Consider the following 12079-nt stretch of genomic DNA (forward strand, 5'->3'; position numbering starts at 1 on the left):
ATACTGGCCCATGGCCGTCAGGTCTCCCCGCTCCCCGGTACCTGACGCCACGGAGGTGCTGTGTGCCCGGGACACCCGCCGGCTGCCCGCCCACCTTGAGGACCTGACCGGCCCCGCCCAGGGCACTGTCGACCTGCCGCTGCACGTCGTCTGGTCCGGGCGCCGCTCCTACGAGCTGAGCGGCCTGAAGTCGAGGATCAGCCTGTACCGCACCGTCCCGTCCTGGCCGAAGGGCAGCGCCAGGACCTGGAAGTCTTCCTCAACCGTGACGTCCTGATCGGCCAATGGCCCATCCTGCGTACCCTGCTCAGCCGGTTCATCCGCGATGCGTGGGAGAGCACCTTCCCCGAGCTGGCTACCACGCGGGGCGCTGCCGCCGCGTGAATCTGACGGATCTGCACCGCCGGCTCCTCGCCGACGTCCTGGCCATCGGCACGCCTACCCTCTGGTGATTACCGGCGGCTAGGCCGTGTTTTAGAACTCGCTGACCTGCCTGGTTGGCCGTCCGGGGAAATCTCGGGCGGCCATCCAGATGGTGAGGTCGCGGGCGATGCCGTTGATGCTGGTCGCCCTGGTCACTTCGTGCTCGTTGCGGGTGGTGTCACGGCGGACGATCTCGTAACTCCCTTCGTCCAAGACGGCCACGGAGGCGAACCAGACGGGGTCGTCCTCGGCGGGCTGGACGACCACGAAGGTGTTGTCGGAGTCGTTGAGGTCGCTGATCATCATGAACAGCGCGTCCTCGGAGGGGTCGTCGATTCGGTCGCCGTTCTCGCTGTCGGCGCCGTAGTAGTGATCCCCCATCGTTGCCTTCCCCTCACCCGTTCACCTGGTCGCGGTCAGCATGGCATGAGGAACCGACAGCTCAGGCCGGTCACAGCCATTCACCGATCGCGGCGATCAGAACGGTGGCTTCGAGACGGACGGCGAGTTTGTCGAACCGGGTGGCGACCGCGCGGTTGCGCTTGAGCCGGTTGATCCCGCACTCGACCGCGTGCCGGGCCTTGTAGTCCTCGCGATCGAAGGCCGGAGGCCGGCCGTCGGCCTTCCCCCGCCGCTTGCGGTTGGCGACCTGATCGGCAGGCTCCGGGATCGTGCATCGGACTCCACGCCTTCGGAGGCAGGCTCGGCTGGCGCGGGAGGAGTATGCCTTGTCGGCACGGCACAGCGCATCCGCCCGCTTCTATCCGGCTGGCCAGTTCCCCGCACGATTGACTCGCAATCAGCTGTGCTTCCGGCCTCGGCCTCTGCGAGTGCAGTTGGCGAAGAAAAAGGCGGGCAGCGGGAAGCCAGACGCGAAGAAGGCAGTGCCGCTGCCGCGCGGAGCGGTGCGGGCCGCGTACCCAGGTACCTGCTCGGCCTGCTTCAAGGACTAGCCAAGGGCGAGGTCGTCACGACGGTGACCGACGGCTGGGGGCACCCCGGCTGTGCGCCCCGGCAGCTGCCGGCAGCCGAGCGCGAGTTCGCCCGGAACAAGGCGCGGATCGAGAGTGGCGAGACGTTCCGCGGCTTGGTCCGGTGCGTGGTGCTACTTGTCGAGGACGCCGACTGCGTGGGCGATGACGAGCAGGGACGTGATGAGGGCGGCGACGCTCTCGATGGCCATCAGGGCTTTGGCCCGGGTGGAGAGCGGCATGGTGTCGGTGGGGCTGAAGGCGGTGGAGTTGGTGACAGAGACGTATAGGTAGTCCATCAGGGTGGGGACCCAGTCGCTGGTGCGGGATGAGCCGTCGGCGACTTCCTCGATGGCGTCGTCGTTCTCGTCCTGGGAGAAGCGGAAGTCCGCCAGCGGCAGTTCGGAGCGCTCTGCCTGGGTGCGCACCACCGGGCCGCCGCGGTCGAGTTCCCAGAATGCCAGGCCGAAGACGATGATGCCGGTGGCCCAGACCTGGAGCGCGGCGAGCAGCAGGGGGCCGCCCTCTTGGGCCTTGTCGGTGACCAGGGCGTGCACCAGCAGGCCGAGCGAGGCCAGGTTGCTGATGCCGATCAGGGCGACCAGGACCAGTGACACGATCCGGGAGAAGCGGTTCTGCCGGGTCATCCGGCGCGGGTTGACCGCGATCAGCGGGATCAGCAGCAGCACCTCCAGCGCCGGCAGGACGAAGCGCGGGACGAACAGGAGCCGTTGCGGCAGGGCGAGGTAGAGCAGGATCGCGGCGAGCGTGGCGAGTACCGCGGGCAGCCGGGCCTCGCCGCGGCGTTCGTGGCGCGGGAGGCGTTCGCGTGCCTTTACCCGGTGGTCGGGCGTCTTCCTGCCTGAGTCCATGAAGCATCTCCCATACGCGGCGCGGCTGTCACCAGCGGATTCCCCGTCCCGCGAGGCCCACCCTCCATAGGAGTTGGTGAGACCACAGCGAGCCGGTACTTCCCAGAGGAGCTTCGCTACCCGCTAGGACAAGACCGCCGCCATCTGTCTAGCCGGACTCCACCTCGCCGCCGTCGTCATCCGGCCAGGGAGATGATCCGAAAGCAAGGCGGGATCGCCCGCCGAGCTGAGGCAGTCAAGCTGACCCGAGCCGGACACGCCACAGGCTCCAGGGGGACCAGCCGTACCTCCCCAGGGCTCGGCTCTATGGAGTCATCCCTCTCAACGAGCCGGGTGCCCGCACTGTCACGGCACGAGGTCAGGGGAAACACCGTCGGAAATCATCTGACGCATGAACCTCAACGGCCTCAGCTCGCTGATGAAGCGCCGCCAGGACGGTGGCCTCAGCTTCGAACACTTTCGCGCCGACCCGGCATTGGCCGCCCTCCCCGTGGCCGGACGACGTGCTCAGGGACTTCCTCTTCGAACATGGCGACAATGGCCCCTTCGTGAACGACGACGGACACCTCGACCTGAGCGCGATCACCTGGACCCTGGAGACGATCCCCACCGCGGACTTCCACACCACGCCGACCGGCCTGAGCGACGCCGGACTGATCGAGCACTTCGCACAGGACCCGGTCCACCGGGTGCGAGCCTCGGAAGTCGGTCGGCACTGGGAAGACCACGGGACGTGGCGGCGCCCGCCTCTCCTCATCGACCGACGCCTGCTGTACCTGAGAGCAGCGGCCTGCAGGTCCTGGAGGGCCGAACCCGCGTCGGCGTCCTGAGCGGCCGCCTCCGCGAGCAGCGGCACGTCGCCCTCAACCACCAAGCAGGGGCCGGACGCCGCTGAGAACCCTGCGTACTCCCGGCCCCCGCCCCCGCAGCGCTCTGGTCGACCGACGTCCGCCTGCCGGTACGGGCGCAGCTTCGGCAGCGACCCGGCCAACGGGGGGCACAAAGGTAGCGCGGCCTACTCCTTGTCGTCGGGCTCCTTCGGCAAGTCGCGGGCAGCCTCGGCGATCTGCTCGTTCAGCTCGCGGGACGTTGGGCTGTCGTTGAGGACGTTACGGATCGCCTCCTCGACCGGTGACAGGTCAGGGCCGAACTGCTCCGAGAACCGGGCCAGGCTGGCCCTCATCGCCGGGTGTTCATCAGCGACGCGATGTGCGCTGCCCCCAAGCGCGTCAGGCGCGCCTCCGTCGCCTCGGGGAGCGCCGACACGTGGATGTCCTCCTCCGCGACCGGCCCCGGACGCTTAAAGTCGAGGACCGTCATGGTCTGGTCCGCCGCCGTGCTCAGCAGGACCCGGGTCTCCCAGGCGTACTCCCGCTCATGCACCTCGCTGCGGACCATGCGGTCGTCCCTGAGCAGCCATCGCACCTGGGCCGTGAAGTAGTGGTGGCCGCCGACTGGTGGCCGCCGACCTGGTGGCCGCTCACCTCCAGCACCTTGTCCAGCGCCATCGTTGTCGGGGACCAGTTGCCGGTCTGCCCGTGAAGCGTCGCTCGTCGTTGTTGGCGGACGATGGCTTCGGGGTGCCGCTGACCATTCGGTAGCGCCGGTGTGCCTTCCTCGTCGCGGACAGGACCGTGTCGCGATTCTCCTCGGTGTCCAGTAGCTCCCGGACGTAGTCGGCATTCGCCGCCACCTTCGTGGCGACACCGTAGAGCGACGTGCACAGTCACTCAGAGCCTCGCGCAGGAGAACAACAGGGGTTCAAAGACAGGCCTTCCGCGGTCAGCGGTCGCCGACGGGGTCGGTGGGACGCTGCCCGAGGATGTTCTGCGCGACTGGGGCAGCTTGCCGAGTCGGCGGGCCGTGGCGCGCATCCTGGAGGCGCGGTTCCCGTGCGCGGATTCCGCGCCACGGCCACGTGAAAGCTCGTACCCGCGATTGTGGGTGTGATGTGCCGGACTCCTCACGTGGTGGGAGGTACCAACAGGTGGGCCCCGCGCCATGGCGCGGGGCCCACCTGGTTACTGATGGTGCAGTTGTGCTGGTCTACCAGCGGTACCAGCGGCCGCTTCCTCCCTTAGGACGGGCGACGAACCCGAGGAGCCAGACGACGAGCACGATGACGGCGATCCACCACAGTGCCTTGAGGGCGAAGCCCGCACCGAAAAGGATCAGAGCCAGCAGAAGAACGAGAAGCAAGGGAACCATGGTTATCAACCTCCGAGCCAACGGATGCCCCCATCGATCCAGCCAATGCACCTCCAACCCAGTTGTTTATGAAATTCTTATGCGGGAAAACGCTTCTACCTCCCTGACGTCACATGCCGGAGAAGGACTCCGAACTTCGGGAAGTCGGCGCCCGGAGCGCCAAGAGGAGTGAGGCAGTGGTCCCCCAGCAGGATCAGCTCGCCCAGGGCGTCGCCTGCCCGGTCACTCCCAGGCGCGGCCTGAACGCATGTCGCAACTACCTGACCTCGCCCGCTTCAACAAGATCGCCAGATCCCAGTGGGGCATCGAGGCAGTCCACCACGTCCGGGATGTCACCTTCGCCGAAGACACCTTGAAGATCCGTTCCGGGCACGGGCCGGCGAACATGGCCCCTTCCGGAGCTTCGCCATCAACACCTTGCGCTCAGCGGGACACCACAGCATCGCCGCTGCCCTGCGAGAGGTCTCCTGTGCCCCCTCTATCCGCCCTCTTGACCTGCTGAAACTCCCCTGACCTGCGGCGACACCAGCACCATCGGACTTTGAATCAGCCTGGGCAACCGGCCTCACGCATCGATCAATCCCGCAATCCAGAAAGCACAGCGAAGCCGATCGGCACCCCTGGCAACATCCGCTCCTTGCTCGACTACCTTGTCGTTGAACTTGCCGGGCAAGTGGTGGGATGTGGCGGCGTCGAGCCGAGCCCACCGGGCAAGAACTGCTTGCACGCTGTGTGTCCATCCCGCACGGCGTCGCCAAGACCTCGGTACCTTGCTCGTCGCTGCCCTCTACGAACAACTGCGCCAGCAAGGGGGCACCGAGCAACGAGCAACCATCCCTTACGACAGCCTCCTGGGCGCTGCCTTCTATGAGAGCCAGGGATTCCTCGGTGAGCGTACAGACCCGTCAGTGGACCAGGAAGGCGATGAGGGGCACCAGGAGTGCGATAGCGAGGGTGCCAGAGGCCAGGAGGCATCCTGTCCTCTTACTGCGGTCCACGAGGAAGGAGGCGGCGACGGCGAAAGCTGCTCCGATGAGAGCGATCAGCCATATGGGCAGGAGAACGCCAAGTGCCATGTCGTTACCTGCAATCTTGCGTTGGATGGGCCGCAGTCGCGATGTGCTAGCGACTGTATCTCTGCTGTTAGAGCCAGTCCCACCACGGTTCAGGGAGCCGGGAATCGTGATCCGGCCACCCGTGTCGGCCTGCGGGCAAGGGGTGGCATGGTGCAGGCGCAGGGCGGGTGGGGCGCATCGCGTGCGCCCCACCCGTTCTACGGCTGAGGCTTGTCCCGTAACTGATCTTGGACTGGTGAGGGCAACGGTGGGCGTGGTGCCGTCCGTTGGCCTATCCGGCGAGGGCGAGGTTGTGCAGGCGGGCGATGCCGCGCATGGCGTGATGAACACCGTCGCCTTTGAGACGGCAGTCGCGGAGGATCCTCCAAGCCTTCATCCGGACGAAGACGTGCTCGACTCGGGCTCGGACCTGCTTGTGGGACTTGTTGTGTGCTTCCTTCCAGTCGGGCAGGTCTTCGCCCTTGCGTCGACGATGGGGCATGACGAGTCCCGTACCGGCGGGGTAGCCGCCGTCGGCGATCGCAAGTGTCCTGCCGACGGCGGCCTTGGCGCCGGATTCTTCCCACGCCTTGCAGTCGTTGCGGTTTCCGGCGAGTGGCCGCCCCACCACGACGACCAGGCGGGTGTCGGCGTCGATGACGACTTGGTGGTTGGTGGAGTACCGCTAGTTCTTCGACCGCTCGGCCACAGTGTGGTCCCGGGTGGGGACCAGGGTGCCGTCCACGATGAGCACGGTGTTCTTGGCGAACCGCTTGCGGGACTGGAGAGCGAGCATCGGCCCGAGATGGTCGATGATCCGGCCCGCCGACTTCGAAACCCCGAACAGCGGCGCTAGCTGACGCATGGTCAGGTTCGTGCGCCAGTACGCCGCGACCAGCAGGGCCCGGTCCTCCAGGAAAAGGCTCCACGGCCAGCCCTTGCGGACCGCGTCCGCGCCCTGGCGCCGCAGAACCGTCACCAGCTTCCCAAAGGCGCGCGGGCTCAGCCCGGAGAACGGGGCTATCCGGACGGCTGCGACGCCGTGATCACACCAGCCGCGGTGTGCTCATTTCACTGCGGCGGAGTTGGGTAGAAGGCCGTCATCCACCCTCCTCTCCGTCGGCGAGACGGCGACGCCACCACAGGTCAGAGCGCCACTGCCGATGACGGGCGAATGGATCGGGCAGGGTGCTCTTGAGGTATGCGGCGTCCAGGGAGGCCACTTGGCGTTTCAGCTCCGCGCGGGGTCGGGCAGGCAGCTCTTGCAGGACCTGTTCAAGCACGTCGGGTGCATGTCGCACGTCGTCGAAGGAACAACCGCGGCACGAGCACTGCGCGTATCGCGGGTAGAGCGGGCCACGTCCCTGCGGTGCCAAGAACTCTTGATAGCGCCGCAACGCGCGTTCAGTGGAACCGGGATAGATGTAGTAGTCGCCGGAAAGCCACTCCACCCGATGTATCGCAAGGCTGGCGCGGGCAGAGAGTCCATGGATCCGGTCCGGGGACAGGTCCTCCCAGATACGAGGGCCACATTGTTCGGCGCGCAGGGCCCCCGGCCGCCTACGCGGCATCGGCCTTTCGGTATGCAGTCACGGACATCATCATGCCCGTCCCCATGTCCCTGCCACCTCCCCGGCCGGAGTAGCGGGACAAGTCTTAGGCGGCGGGCGGTTCACGGGCGCGGCAACCGGCAGCCTCTGGCGCGATGTGCCCCCTGCGGGGGCCGGGCCCGCGTACGTGCGAAGTGGCCGCGGGCCTGGCCTTCCGCCAGCCGTCTGTCAGCGGCGGTGCTTGCACGCTAGGGCCTGTCCGGCGGATCACGGTCTGAGCTCTCCAGTCCTGCCAGAGGAGTCAGCAGAGCCGGTCGGGGGGTGGGAGCTGGGTGATCTGCTCATCGCCCCAGGCGTAGACCTCCAGGTTGGACAGGTAGCCGTCGTAGGCAAAGAGCAGGGCGCCACCGACGGGCTGTCCATCACGGTCGAGCACCGTAGCGTCGGCGACTGGGTTCTCGGTGACGGGCGCACTGGGTACCGCGGCCTTGTCCAGGCCGAAGTCGATGCTGGCGCAGGAACATGTGCAATGACCGGTTACCCGCAAGTGGGGGATCTGCGCGCGCAGAGCACGATGGGCAGGCTTGTCGCTCTTGAGGAGGGCCTCAAGGAGCTTGACCGCTTCTGCGGGTATTCGATCACCGGTCGTGCTGGTATCCATGCCCTGACCTGACCATCCGACCAGGCGGGAGGTCAAACCGGAAGCCCGGTGCGCTCCAGTGTCCGGGGTGGGTCACGGACGTAGCCAGACGCGAATGGCAGCCGCGGTGAAGGTGCTGTGGAAGACGTAAGCGCGCTTGTCGAATCCGGTGGGTGCGCCACGAGGCGCCATGGAATCGAGTGAGGTGGGAGACCTTCGCCGCCGGGTTGTCGTAGCAATCCGGTCGAGGCTGGGGGCAGGTCGGTCCGGGGGATGCCGGGCCGAGCGGTACGGTAAGCAGTCCCGACAACGTCGGGACGGGTTGGTACTGCCAGACGACCCGTCCCCGGCTAGCGAGATACCGGGGAAGGCGGCGTGGTGAAGCCGGCTCAGTAGCGGTGGTTGGGCCAGTGCGGGTCCTCCCAGCGGGCGGGGCCGCTGAGTCCGATGAGTCGTACGCGGTGAAGCAGTTCCTCGGGAGCGTCCTGGGCTTGAAGCCGCGCAGGAGCGTGACGGACCAACCAGGCCGCGAGCTCGGTGCGCAGGTCCTCTGCGTCATCCCACGCGTCCCACGGAAGTTGATCGCCCAGAAGGTCGTACTCCCAGTGGGCAGCCGCTTCGGTCAGGTGCCGGTCGGCAACGCGGTCTTCGAGTGCCGCCCAGGTGTTGAGCCACGGGCTGAGGGTGGCAGATGCCTCGGCGCACAGCGCGAGGACCTCATACGCGGGGACGGCGGGATCCGATTCAGCGAGGGTGTGGGCCCACCAGGCACGCAGGAACTCCCACACTGCCGAGCTCTGGTGCGCAGGCCACTGACGCCAGTGGCCGCGATTGAACGAACGTCCGACCTCGTCCATGCCGAACAGGGGCTCCACGAGGCCATTGACCAGCGCCCTGGCGAATTGAGGGAGGATACGGCGCAGCACCGCGCCGTGGTCGTTCCAGTCGGGGGCATCCCAGGTGCGACGCAGAAGGTCCGGGTCGAGCACTACGTCTGGGACCTTCAATTGCGCAAGCTCTTCTTCGCTGCCCCAGTGGCAGTCGCACTGGGCCTCGTCGCTGCGGGCGGTCATTCCGCGAAAGGTGACGTCCAAGCCGTCCAGAGCACGGTCGAGTCGGAGTCGTGCGGGAGTGGCGTCGGGATTCATCGTGTCGGCACAGCCTCAAGGGACTCCGGGTGGCTTCCGCCAACCGAAGATCACAACTTTACCGGGTCTCACCAGCCACCGTCACGGCAGTTACTCAGTTCCCAGCCGCCTGCGATGGCCGGGCAACCCAGAGCGTCCGAGTCGACGATCAGCATCGGCACCTCCGCCTGACCTGGAACGATCAGCCGGAACCTCCCCAATCAGACCAGCGATCATCCCCGGATCGCCCGCTTGGTGACGGCAGAACACGGCAGCCCCGCTTACCGCCATCAAGCGCGAAGTACGGCCTACATCAACCACATCAAGGGAGCGTGCTGACTATGGCGGACCTCAGAGTCACCTACGACAAATCGGTGAATGCAGCGTATGTGTACTTCACCGATCCACAAGCCCGAACGAAGGTCTCGCACATGTACCCATGCGATCCCGTGCAGGTCGGGGGCATGATCAACCTTGACTTCGACGAGGACGGGCGTCTCATCGGAATCGAGGTGCTGGCAGCCAGTTCAAAGCTGCCCAGCCACGTGCTCGACGCAGCCGAACGCTTGGGTACCGATTGATGTGATTGGCAGAGAGCTGCAGCCACCCACCGAGCACGTCTGACCACTTTAACGAGTACGACGGCCTTCGTGCTCAACGCGTCGTCGCACACGAAGCAGGATCAGGCGGCATACCGAGATCAACGCTCATGTCCACCAGGAACGTCGCGAGCCTTCACATACGTGCTCGTACAGAGCGTCGTCCAACACCGTCAACATTGAACGCCTCAGCGCTCGCCGTGATTCTGTCGGCGTGAAGTCAGCTGTTGATCTCGCGGAGCAGGTTGCCTGCGTCGTTGTAGAGCTCGAGGGTGAACCGGAGGTTGGACTGGGTGAGCAGGGCGGCGAGATCGTCGAGCCGGTCTGGGTTGATGACGCCGTTCAGCAAGGTGGCTGTGGCGTCGATCGGGTTGGCGTCGATCCGGCACCAGCTGGTCTCCAGTTCGTAGCCTTCCCAGGAGGAGGAGCGAGATCTCCATCCGGCCCGCACGAAACGCTCGGCCAGCCGTTGGGTGTCCGGGCTGTCCGGCAGTTCCCCGGAGAGGTTGTTCTCGCTCTGTGCCCACCTGTCATCCAGTGCCGGGCCGTCACCGCTCAGGTCCACGTTCCCATGATGGATCAGCGGCCGGCTGCGGAGCCACCGGGTGTGCGATGGCTGAGGCTGACTCAGGCCCGGCAGCGCCGAAGAGGATGCCCTGGCCCGGCTCCGCCTACTTGAACCGTGGCCCGCCGTGACTGGCATGGGTGTGGGGAAGTGTGGTCGGCTGGCGGGTGTGAGCCTGGTGGTGGATGTGTTTGTGTACGCGGCCGATGGATCCCGCGGCTTCCTGGACGTGCCGGAGGGCGTCTCGGACACGGCCGGTTTCGAACGGTGGCGCACGAGCGTGTGGGGTTCCCCCATGCTCCGCTCCCTGGGTGCCCGGTTCTTTCCCCGCCTGGCCGAGGGCGACCTCTACGTCGAGCCGGACGAGATCGGCGCTTTCCTGGAGGAGTGCGCGCTGCTCGTCTCTCATATGCCGCTGATCGTCGCGGGCATGGACTCCGCTCGCGGCGTCGAGGAGCGCACGTACCACGTGACCTCGAGCCTGGCCCACATCAGCCACGCGGCCCGCCGCGCCGTTCAGGTGGGTGGCGGAGTCGTGATCTGGTAGGGCGGGCAGCCGGGCACGGGCGCAGCTGCTCGCCCTCTGGCCTGGTCGGCGGCTGCGCTGGGCGGGCAGTGGCACTGACCATCGAGGGGCCCAGCCCGCAGCTGGAACGCCTGTATCCGCTGCCTGGCCGCAGCGTCTCCTAGATCCTGTCCGGTAGGTCGTGGTCGGCGTGACCGGGCGAAGACGGCGCTCATGGCCACTGAACCCGTGCCCCGCGGGTCCCGGCCCGCGACGACGGCCCCGATCAGTGGCCGGGGCCCTCACATCGCCGACTACACCTCGTTGAATCCACGCGAGGGGGTCGTAGATGTCGAGTTCGATGAAGAGCGCGTAGGAGCTCGCGACGACGTACTGGACCATGACGTGGTCCTCCGGGACCCAGCGGGTCATGGTGCCGGTCGTATGGGCGAGGTGGCTGCCAGGTTTCTGCGGCTCAGCTGCGATCCTGGCGACAGGTTGCCGTCAGGCTGCCGGGCGCGGGGTTTCGCGTAGACCAGGATGGCAGGGCGAGGCTGTTCGCCGGCCTTCCAGTTCTAGCCGAGTTTTCCGAAGGCGCGCGGTACCCATTGATCGAGCTGGGTGGCGAAGGCCGATGCTGAAGTGATGCCGGACGCTGGTATCGGTCCGCCGTCGTCGAGGCCGTCGAAGTAGTCCACGTCGGCCCAGCCGCCCCGGAACAGGACCACGGACAATCCAGCGTCTCCCGGTCCGGTGATGAGCACGCCGATGGAGTCGGGATCGCGTACGAGGGTTCTGTCAGTCTCAAGCTGCTGAGGCCACGGCGCAGTTGCGTCCCGCCACGTCACCTGCCCCACCTCGAGACCGGCCGCCAGCCATCGCACAGCCCGCTCAGCGATTGCTGCGGCTGCCTGATCAAGATTGATGACGCGCTCCATGAGCGGATGGTGCCCCACTCCGACGGACCGTTCCACTCTTTTCCACACGCCCGAAGGTGCGTGTGTGCCCTGTACGGTGTGGTGGCGGTCGATGAGGGGTCGGTTGGATGGGGTGGGGTCTGCGGTTCAGTTGGGAACTGAGTGGCAATGGCTGGGCGACGTGCCTGATCGAGGACGGCTCATCGCAGTGGAGGGACTCGGTCAGCTACTGCACGGATGCTCTTGCCGATCTGCTGCACGGTGTGGCGGGCCTGTATGGCTCCGGGGGTGTCCAGCGCGTCTCCTTCGACCTTGAACCCGCCGAGGTGAGGTGGGTGCTGCGCGGTCGAGGGGCGGACGTCGACATGGCGATCCATCACTTCCCCGACATAGACGCGAGCTTCGATCTGCCTGACCGGCAAGGCGCACTCGTGTGGAGCTCCACGCAGCCACGGAGTGTCCTGGCGCACGCGGTCGCCAAGGCCGCAGGGGACGTGCTGCGCACCCATGGAGAGGAGGGCTATCGGGCGAAGTGGGTCCGCTATCCCTTCCCCATCACCGCACTGCAGGACCTGTACCGGCTGCACCTCCAGCACGACAGCTGCGCACGGGCACATGATCTTCCCCGGTGAGGCGTGAGGGGGGGG

The 12079-nt window shown here is 66.7% G+C and carries 15 protein-coding genes and 3 pseudogenes; 7 read left to right on the plus strand and 11 right to left on the minus strand.

Translation table 11 applies throughout. The features are described from left to right. Positions 1-10 precede the first annotated feature (10 nt). Both ABD236_RS27160 and ABD236_RS35090 read left to right on the plus strand, forming a co-directional pair. The gene (locus tag ABD236_RS27160) at positions 11-277 is read left to right on the plus strand and encodes a hypothetical protein (protein WP_425543963.1); all 267 of its coding nucleotides are present in this window, start codon (positions 11-13) and stop codon (positions 275-277) included. Positions 278-380: 103 nt separating this feature from the next. Beyond that, positions 381-463, plus strand: a pseudogene (locus ABD236_RS35090) (nucleotidyl transferase AbiEii/AbiGii toxin family protein); the annotation flags it as partial. A gap of 11 nt (positions 464-474) precedes the next feature. On the opposite strand, the gene ABD236_RS27165 reads toward ABD236_RS35090, so the two are convergent. The 3 genes and pseudogenes from ABD236_RS27165 to ABD236_RS27175 all read right to left on the minus strand — a co-directional run bounded on the left by ABD236_RS27165 (position 475) and on the right by ABD236_RS27175 (position 2266). Then, the gene (locus tag ABD236_RS27165) at positions 475-804 is read right to left on the minus strand and encodes a hypothetical protein (protein WP_344077924.1); all 330 of its coding nucleotides are present in this window, start codon (positions 802-804) and stop codon (positions 475-477) included. Positions 805-874: 70 nt separating this feature from the next. Further along, positions 875-1183 (minus strand): annotated as a pseudogene (locus ABD236_RS27170) (IS5 family transposase); the annotation flags it as partial. A 345-nt stretch (positions 1184-1528) separates the two neighbouring features. After that, the gene (locus tag ABD236_RS27175; RefSeq protein WP_344077927.1) at positions 1529-2266 is read right to left on the minus strand and encodes a hypothetical protein; all 738 of its coding nucleotides are present in this window, start codon (positions 2264-2266) and stop codon (positions 1529-1531) included. A 548-nt stretch (positions 2267-2814) separates the two neighbouring features. On the opposite strand from ABD236_RS27175, the gene ABD236_RS27180 reads away from it, so the two are divergent. After that, complete coding sequence (locus tag ABD236_RS27180) at positions 2815-3096, plus strand: hypothetical protein (RefSeq protein WP_344077930.1); 282 nt, start codon at positions 2815-2817, stop codon at positions 3094-3096. Between the two features lie 185 nt (positions 3097-3281). Here ABD236_RS27180 and ABD236_RS27185 read toward each other — a convergent pair whose 3' ends face one another. From ABD236_RS27185 to ABD236_RS27195, 3 genes are all read right to left on the minus strand, one after another. After that, positions 3282-3449, minus strand: coding sequence for a hypothetical protein (locus ABD236_RS27185; protein WP_344077932.1), 168 nt, complete (start codon positions 3447-3449; stop codon positions 3282-3284). Then, entirely contained in the window at positions 3446-3691 is a 246-nt protein-coding gene (locus tag ABD236_RS27190) for a hypothetical protein (RefSeq protein ID WP_344077934.1), read from the minus strand. The genes ABD236_RS27185 and ABD236_RS27190 overlap by 4 nt, the downstream gene beginning before the upstream one ends. A gap of 621 nt (positions 3692-4312) precedes the next feature. Further along, positions 4313-4474 (minus strand): DUF5670 family protein, encoded by a 162-nt coding sequence (locus tag ABD236_RS27195; RefSeq protein WP_344077936.1) that lies wholly within the window; start codon positions 4472-4474, stop codon positions 4313-4315. A gap of 683 nt (positions 4475-5157) precedes the next feature. Between ABD236_RS27195 and ABD236_RS35095 the strand changes: the two genes are divergently transcribed. After that, positions 5158-5757, plus strand: a complete 600-nt coding sequence (locus tag ABD236_RS35095) for a GNAT family N-acetyltransferase (protein ID WP_425543967.1) — start codon at positions 5158-5160, stop codon at positions 5755-5757. 64 nt (positions 5758-5821) lie between these two features. On the opposite strand, the pseudogene ABD236_RS27200 reads toward ABD236_RS35095, so the two are convergent. The 3 genes and pseudogenes from ABD236_RS27200 to ABD236_RS27210 all read right to left on the minus strand — a co-directional run bounded on the left by ABD236_RS27200 (position 5822) and on the right by ABD236_RS27210 (position 8867). Then, a pseudogene (locus tag ABD236_RS27200) lies at positions 5822-6579 on the minus strand (transposase). Between the two features lie 801 nt (positions 6580-7380). Further along, positions 7381-7740 (minus strand): hypothetical protein, encoded by a 360-nt coding sequence (locus tag ABD236_RS27205; protein WP_344077938.1) that lies wholly within the window; start codon positions 7738-7740, stop codon positions 7381-7383. A gap of 368 nt (positions 7741-8108) precedes the next feature. Further along, positions 8109-8867: a hypothetical protein gene (locus ABD236_RS27210; RefSeq protein ID WP_344077940.1), complete on the minus strand. Its 759-nt coding sequence runs from the start codon at positions 8865-8867 to the stop codon at positions 8109-8111. Positions 8868-9187: 320 nt separating this feature from the next. On the opposite strand from ABD236_RS27210, the gene ABD236_RS27215 reads away from it, so the two are divergent. Next, positions 9188-9427, plus strand: a complete 240-nt coding sequence (locus ABD236_RS27215) for a DUF2283 domain-containing protein (protein ID WP_344077943.1) — start codon at positions 9188-9190, stop codon at positions 9425-9427. A gap of 238 nt (positions 9428-9665) precedes the next feature. On the opposite strand, the gene ABD236_RS27220 is transcribed toward ABD236_RS27215, so the two are convergent. Further along, positions 9666-10010 carry a hypothetical protein gene (locus tag ABD236_RS27220; protein ID WP_344077945.1) on the minus strand — a complete coding sequence of 115 codons (345 nt, stop codon included), beginning with the start codon at positions 10008-10010 and terminating at the stop codon, positions 9666-9668. 169 nt (positions 10011-10179) lie between these two features. Here ABD236_RS27220 and ABD236_RS27225 point away from each other — a divergent pair, with 169 nt between their 5' ends. After that, positions 10180-10557 (plus strand): hypothetical protein, encoded by a 378-nt coding sequence (locus ABD236_RS27225; protein ID WP_344077947.1) that lies wholly within the window; start codon positions 10180-10182, stop codon positions 10555-10557. Between the two features lie 533 nt (positions 10558-11090). Here ABD236_RS27225 and ABD236_RS27230 read toward each other — a convergent pair. After that, on the minus strand, positions 11091-11453 hold the full coding sequence (locus ABD236_RS27230; RefSeq protein ID WP_344077949.1) for a hypothetical protein: 363 nt from the start codon (positions 11451-11453) through the stop codon (positions 11091-11093). 242 nt (positions 11454-11695) lie between these two features. On the opposite strand from ABD236_RS27230, the gene ABD236_RS27235 reads away from it, so the two are divergent. Beyond that, on the plus strand, positions 11696-12064 hold the full coding sequence (locus tag ABD236_RS27235) for a hypothetical protein (RefSeq protein ID WP_344077951.1): 369 nt from the start codon (positions 11696-11698) through the stop codon (positions 12062-12064). The last annotated feature ends 15 nt before the right edge of the window (positions 12065-12079 follow it).

Origin of the sequence: Streptomyces crystallinus, from assembly GCF_039521265.1 — a bacterium.
GTDB lineage: Bacteria > Actinomycetota > Actinomycetes > Streptomycetales > Streptomycetaceae > Streptomyces > Streptomyces crystallinus.

What these genes read in the sequence shown, in the direction of transcription:
- ABD236_RS27175 (WP_344077927.1), bottom strand. Translation starts at nt 2,266, where the DNA reads ATGGACTCAGGCAGGAAGACGCCCGACCACCGGGTAAAGGCACGCGAA.
- ABD236_RS27205 (WP_344077938.1), bottom strand. Translation starts at nt 7,740, where the DNA reads ATGGATACCAGCACGACCGGTGATCGAATACCCGCAGAAGCGGTCAAG.
- ABD236_RS27185 (WP_344077932.1), bottom strand. Translation starts at nt 3,449, where the DNA reads ATGAGGGCCAGCCTGGCCCGGTTCTCGGAGCAGTTCGGCCCTGACCTG.
- ABD236_RS27160 (WP_425543963.1), top strand. Translation starts at nt 11, where the DNA reads ATGGCCGTCAGGTCTCCCCGCTCCCCGGTACCTGACGCCACGGAGGTG.
- ABD236_RS27195 (WP_344077936.1), bottom strand. Translation starts at nt 4,474, where the DNA reads ATGGTTCCCTTGCTTCTCGTTCTTCTGCTGGCTCTGATCCTTTTCGGT.
- ABD236_RS27230 (WP_344077949.1), bottom strand. Translation starts at nt 11,453, where the DNA reads ATGGAGCGCGTCATCAATCTTGATCAGGCAGCCGCAGCAATCGCTGAG.
- ABD236_RS27210 (WP_344077940.1), bottom strand. Translation starts at nt 8,867, where the DNA reads ATGAATCCCGACGCCACTCCCGCACGACTCCGACTCGACCGTGCTCTG.
- ABD236_RS27165 (WP_344077924.1), bottom strand. Translation starts at nt 804, where the DNA reads ATGGGGGATCACTACTACGGCGCCGACAGCGAGAACGGCGACCGAATC.
- ABD236_RS27215 (WP_344077943.1), top strand. Translation starts at nt 9,188, where the DNA reads ATGGCGGACCTCAGAGTCACCTACGACAAATCGGTGAATGCAGCGTAT.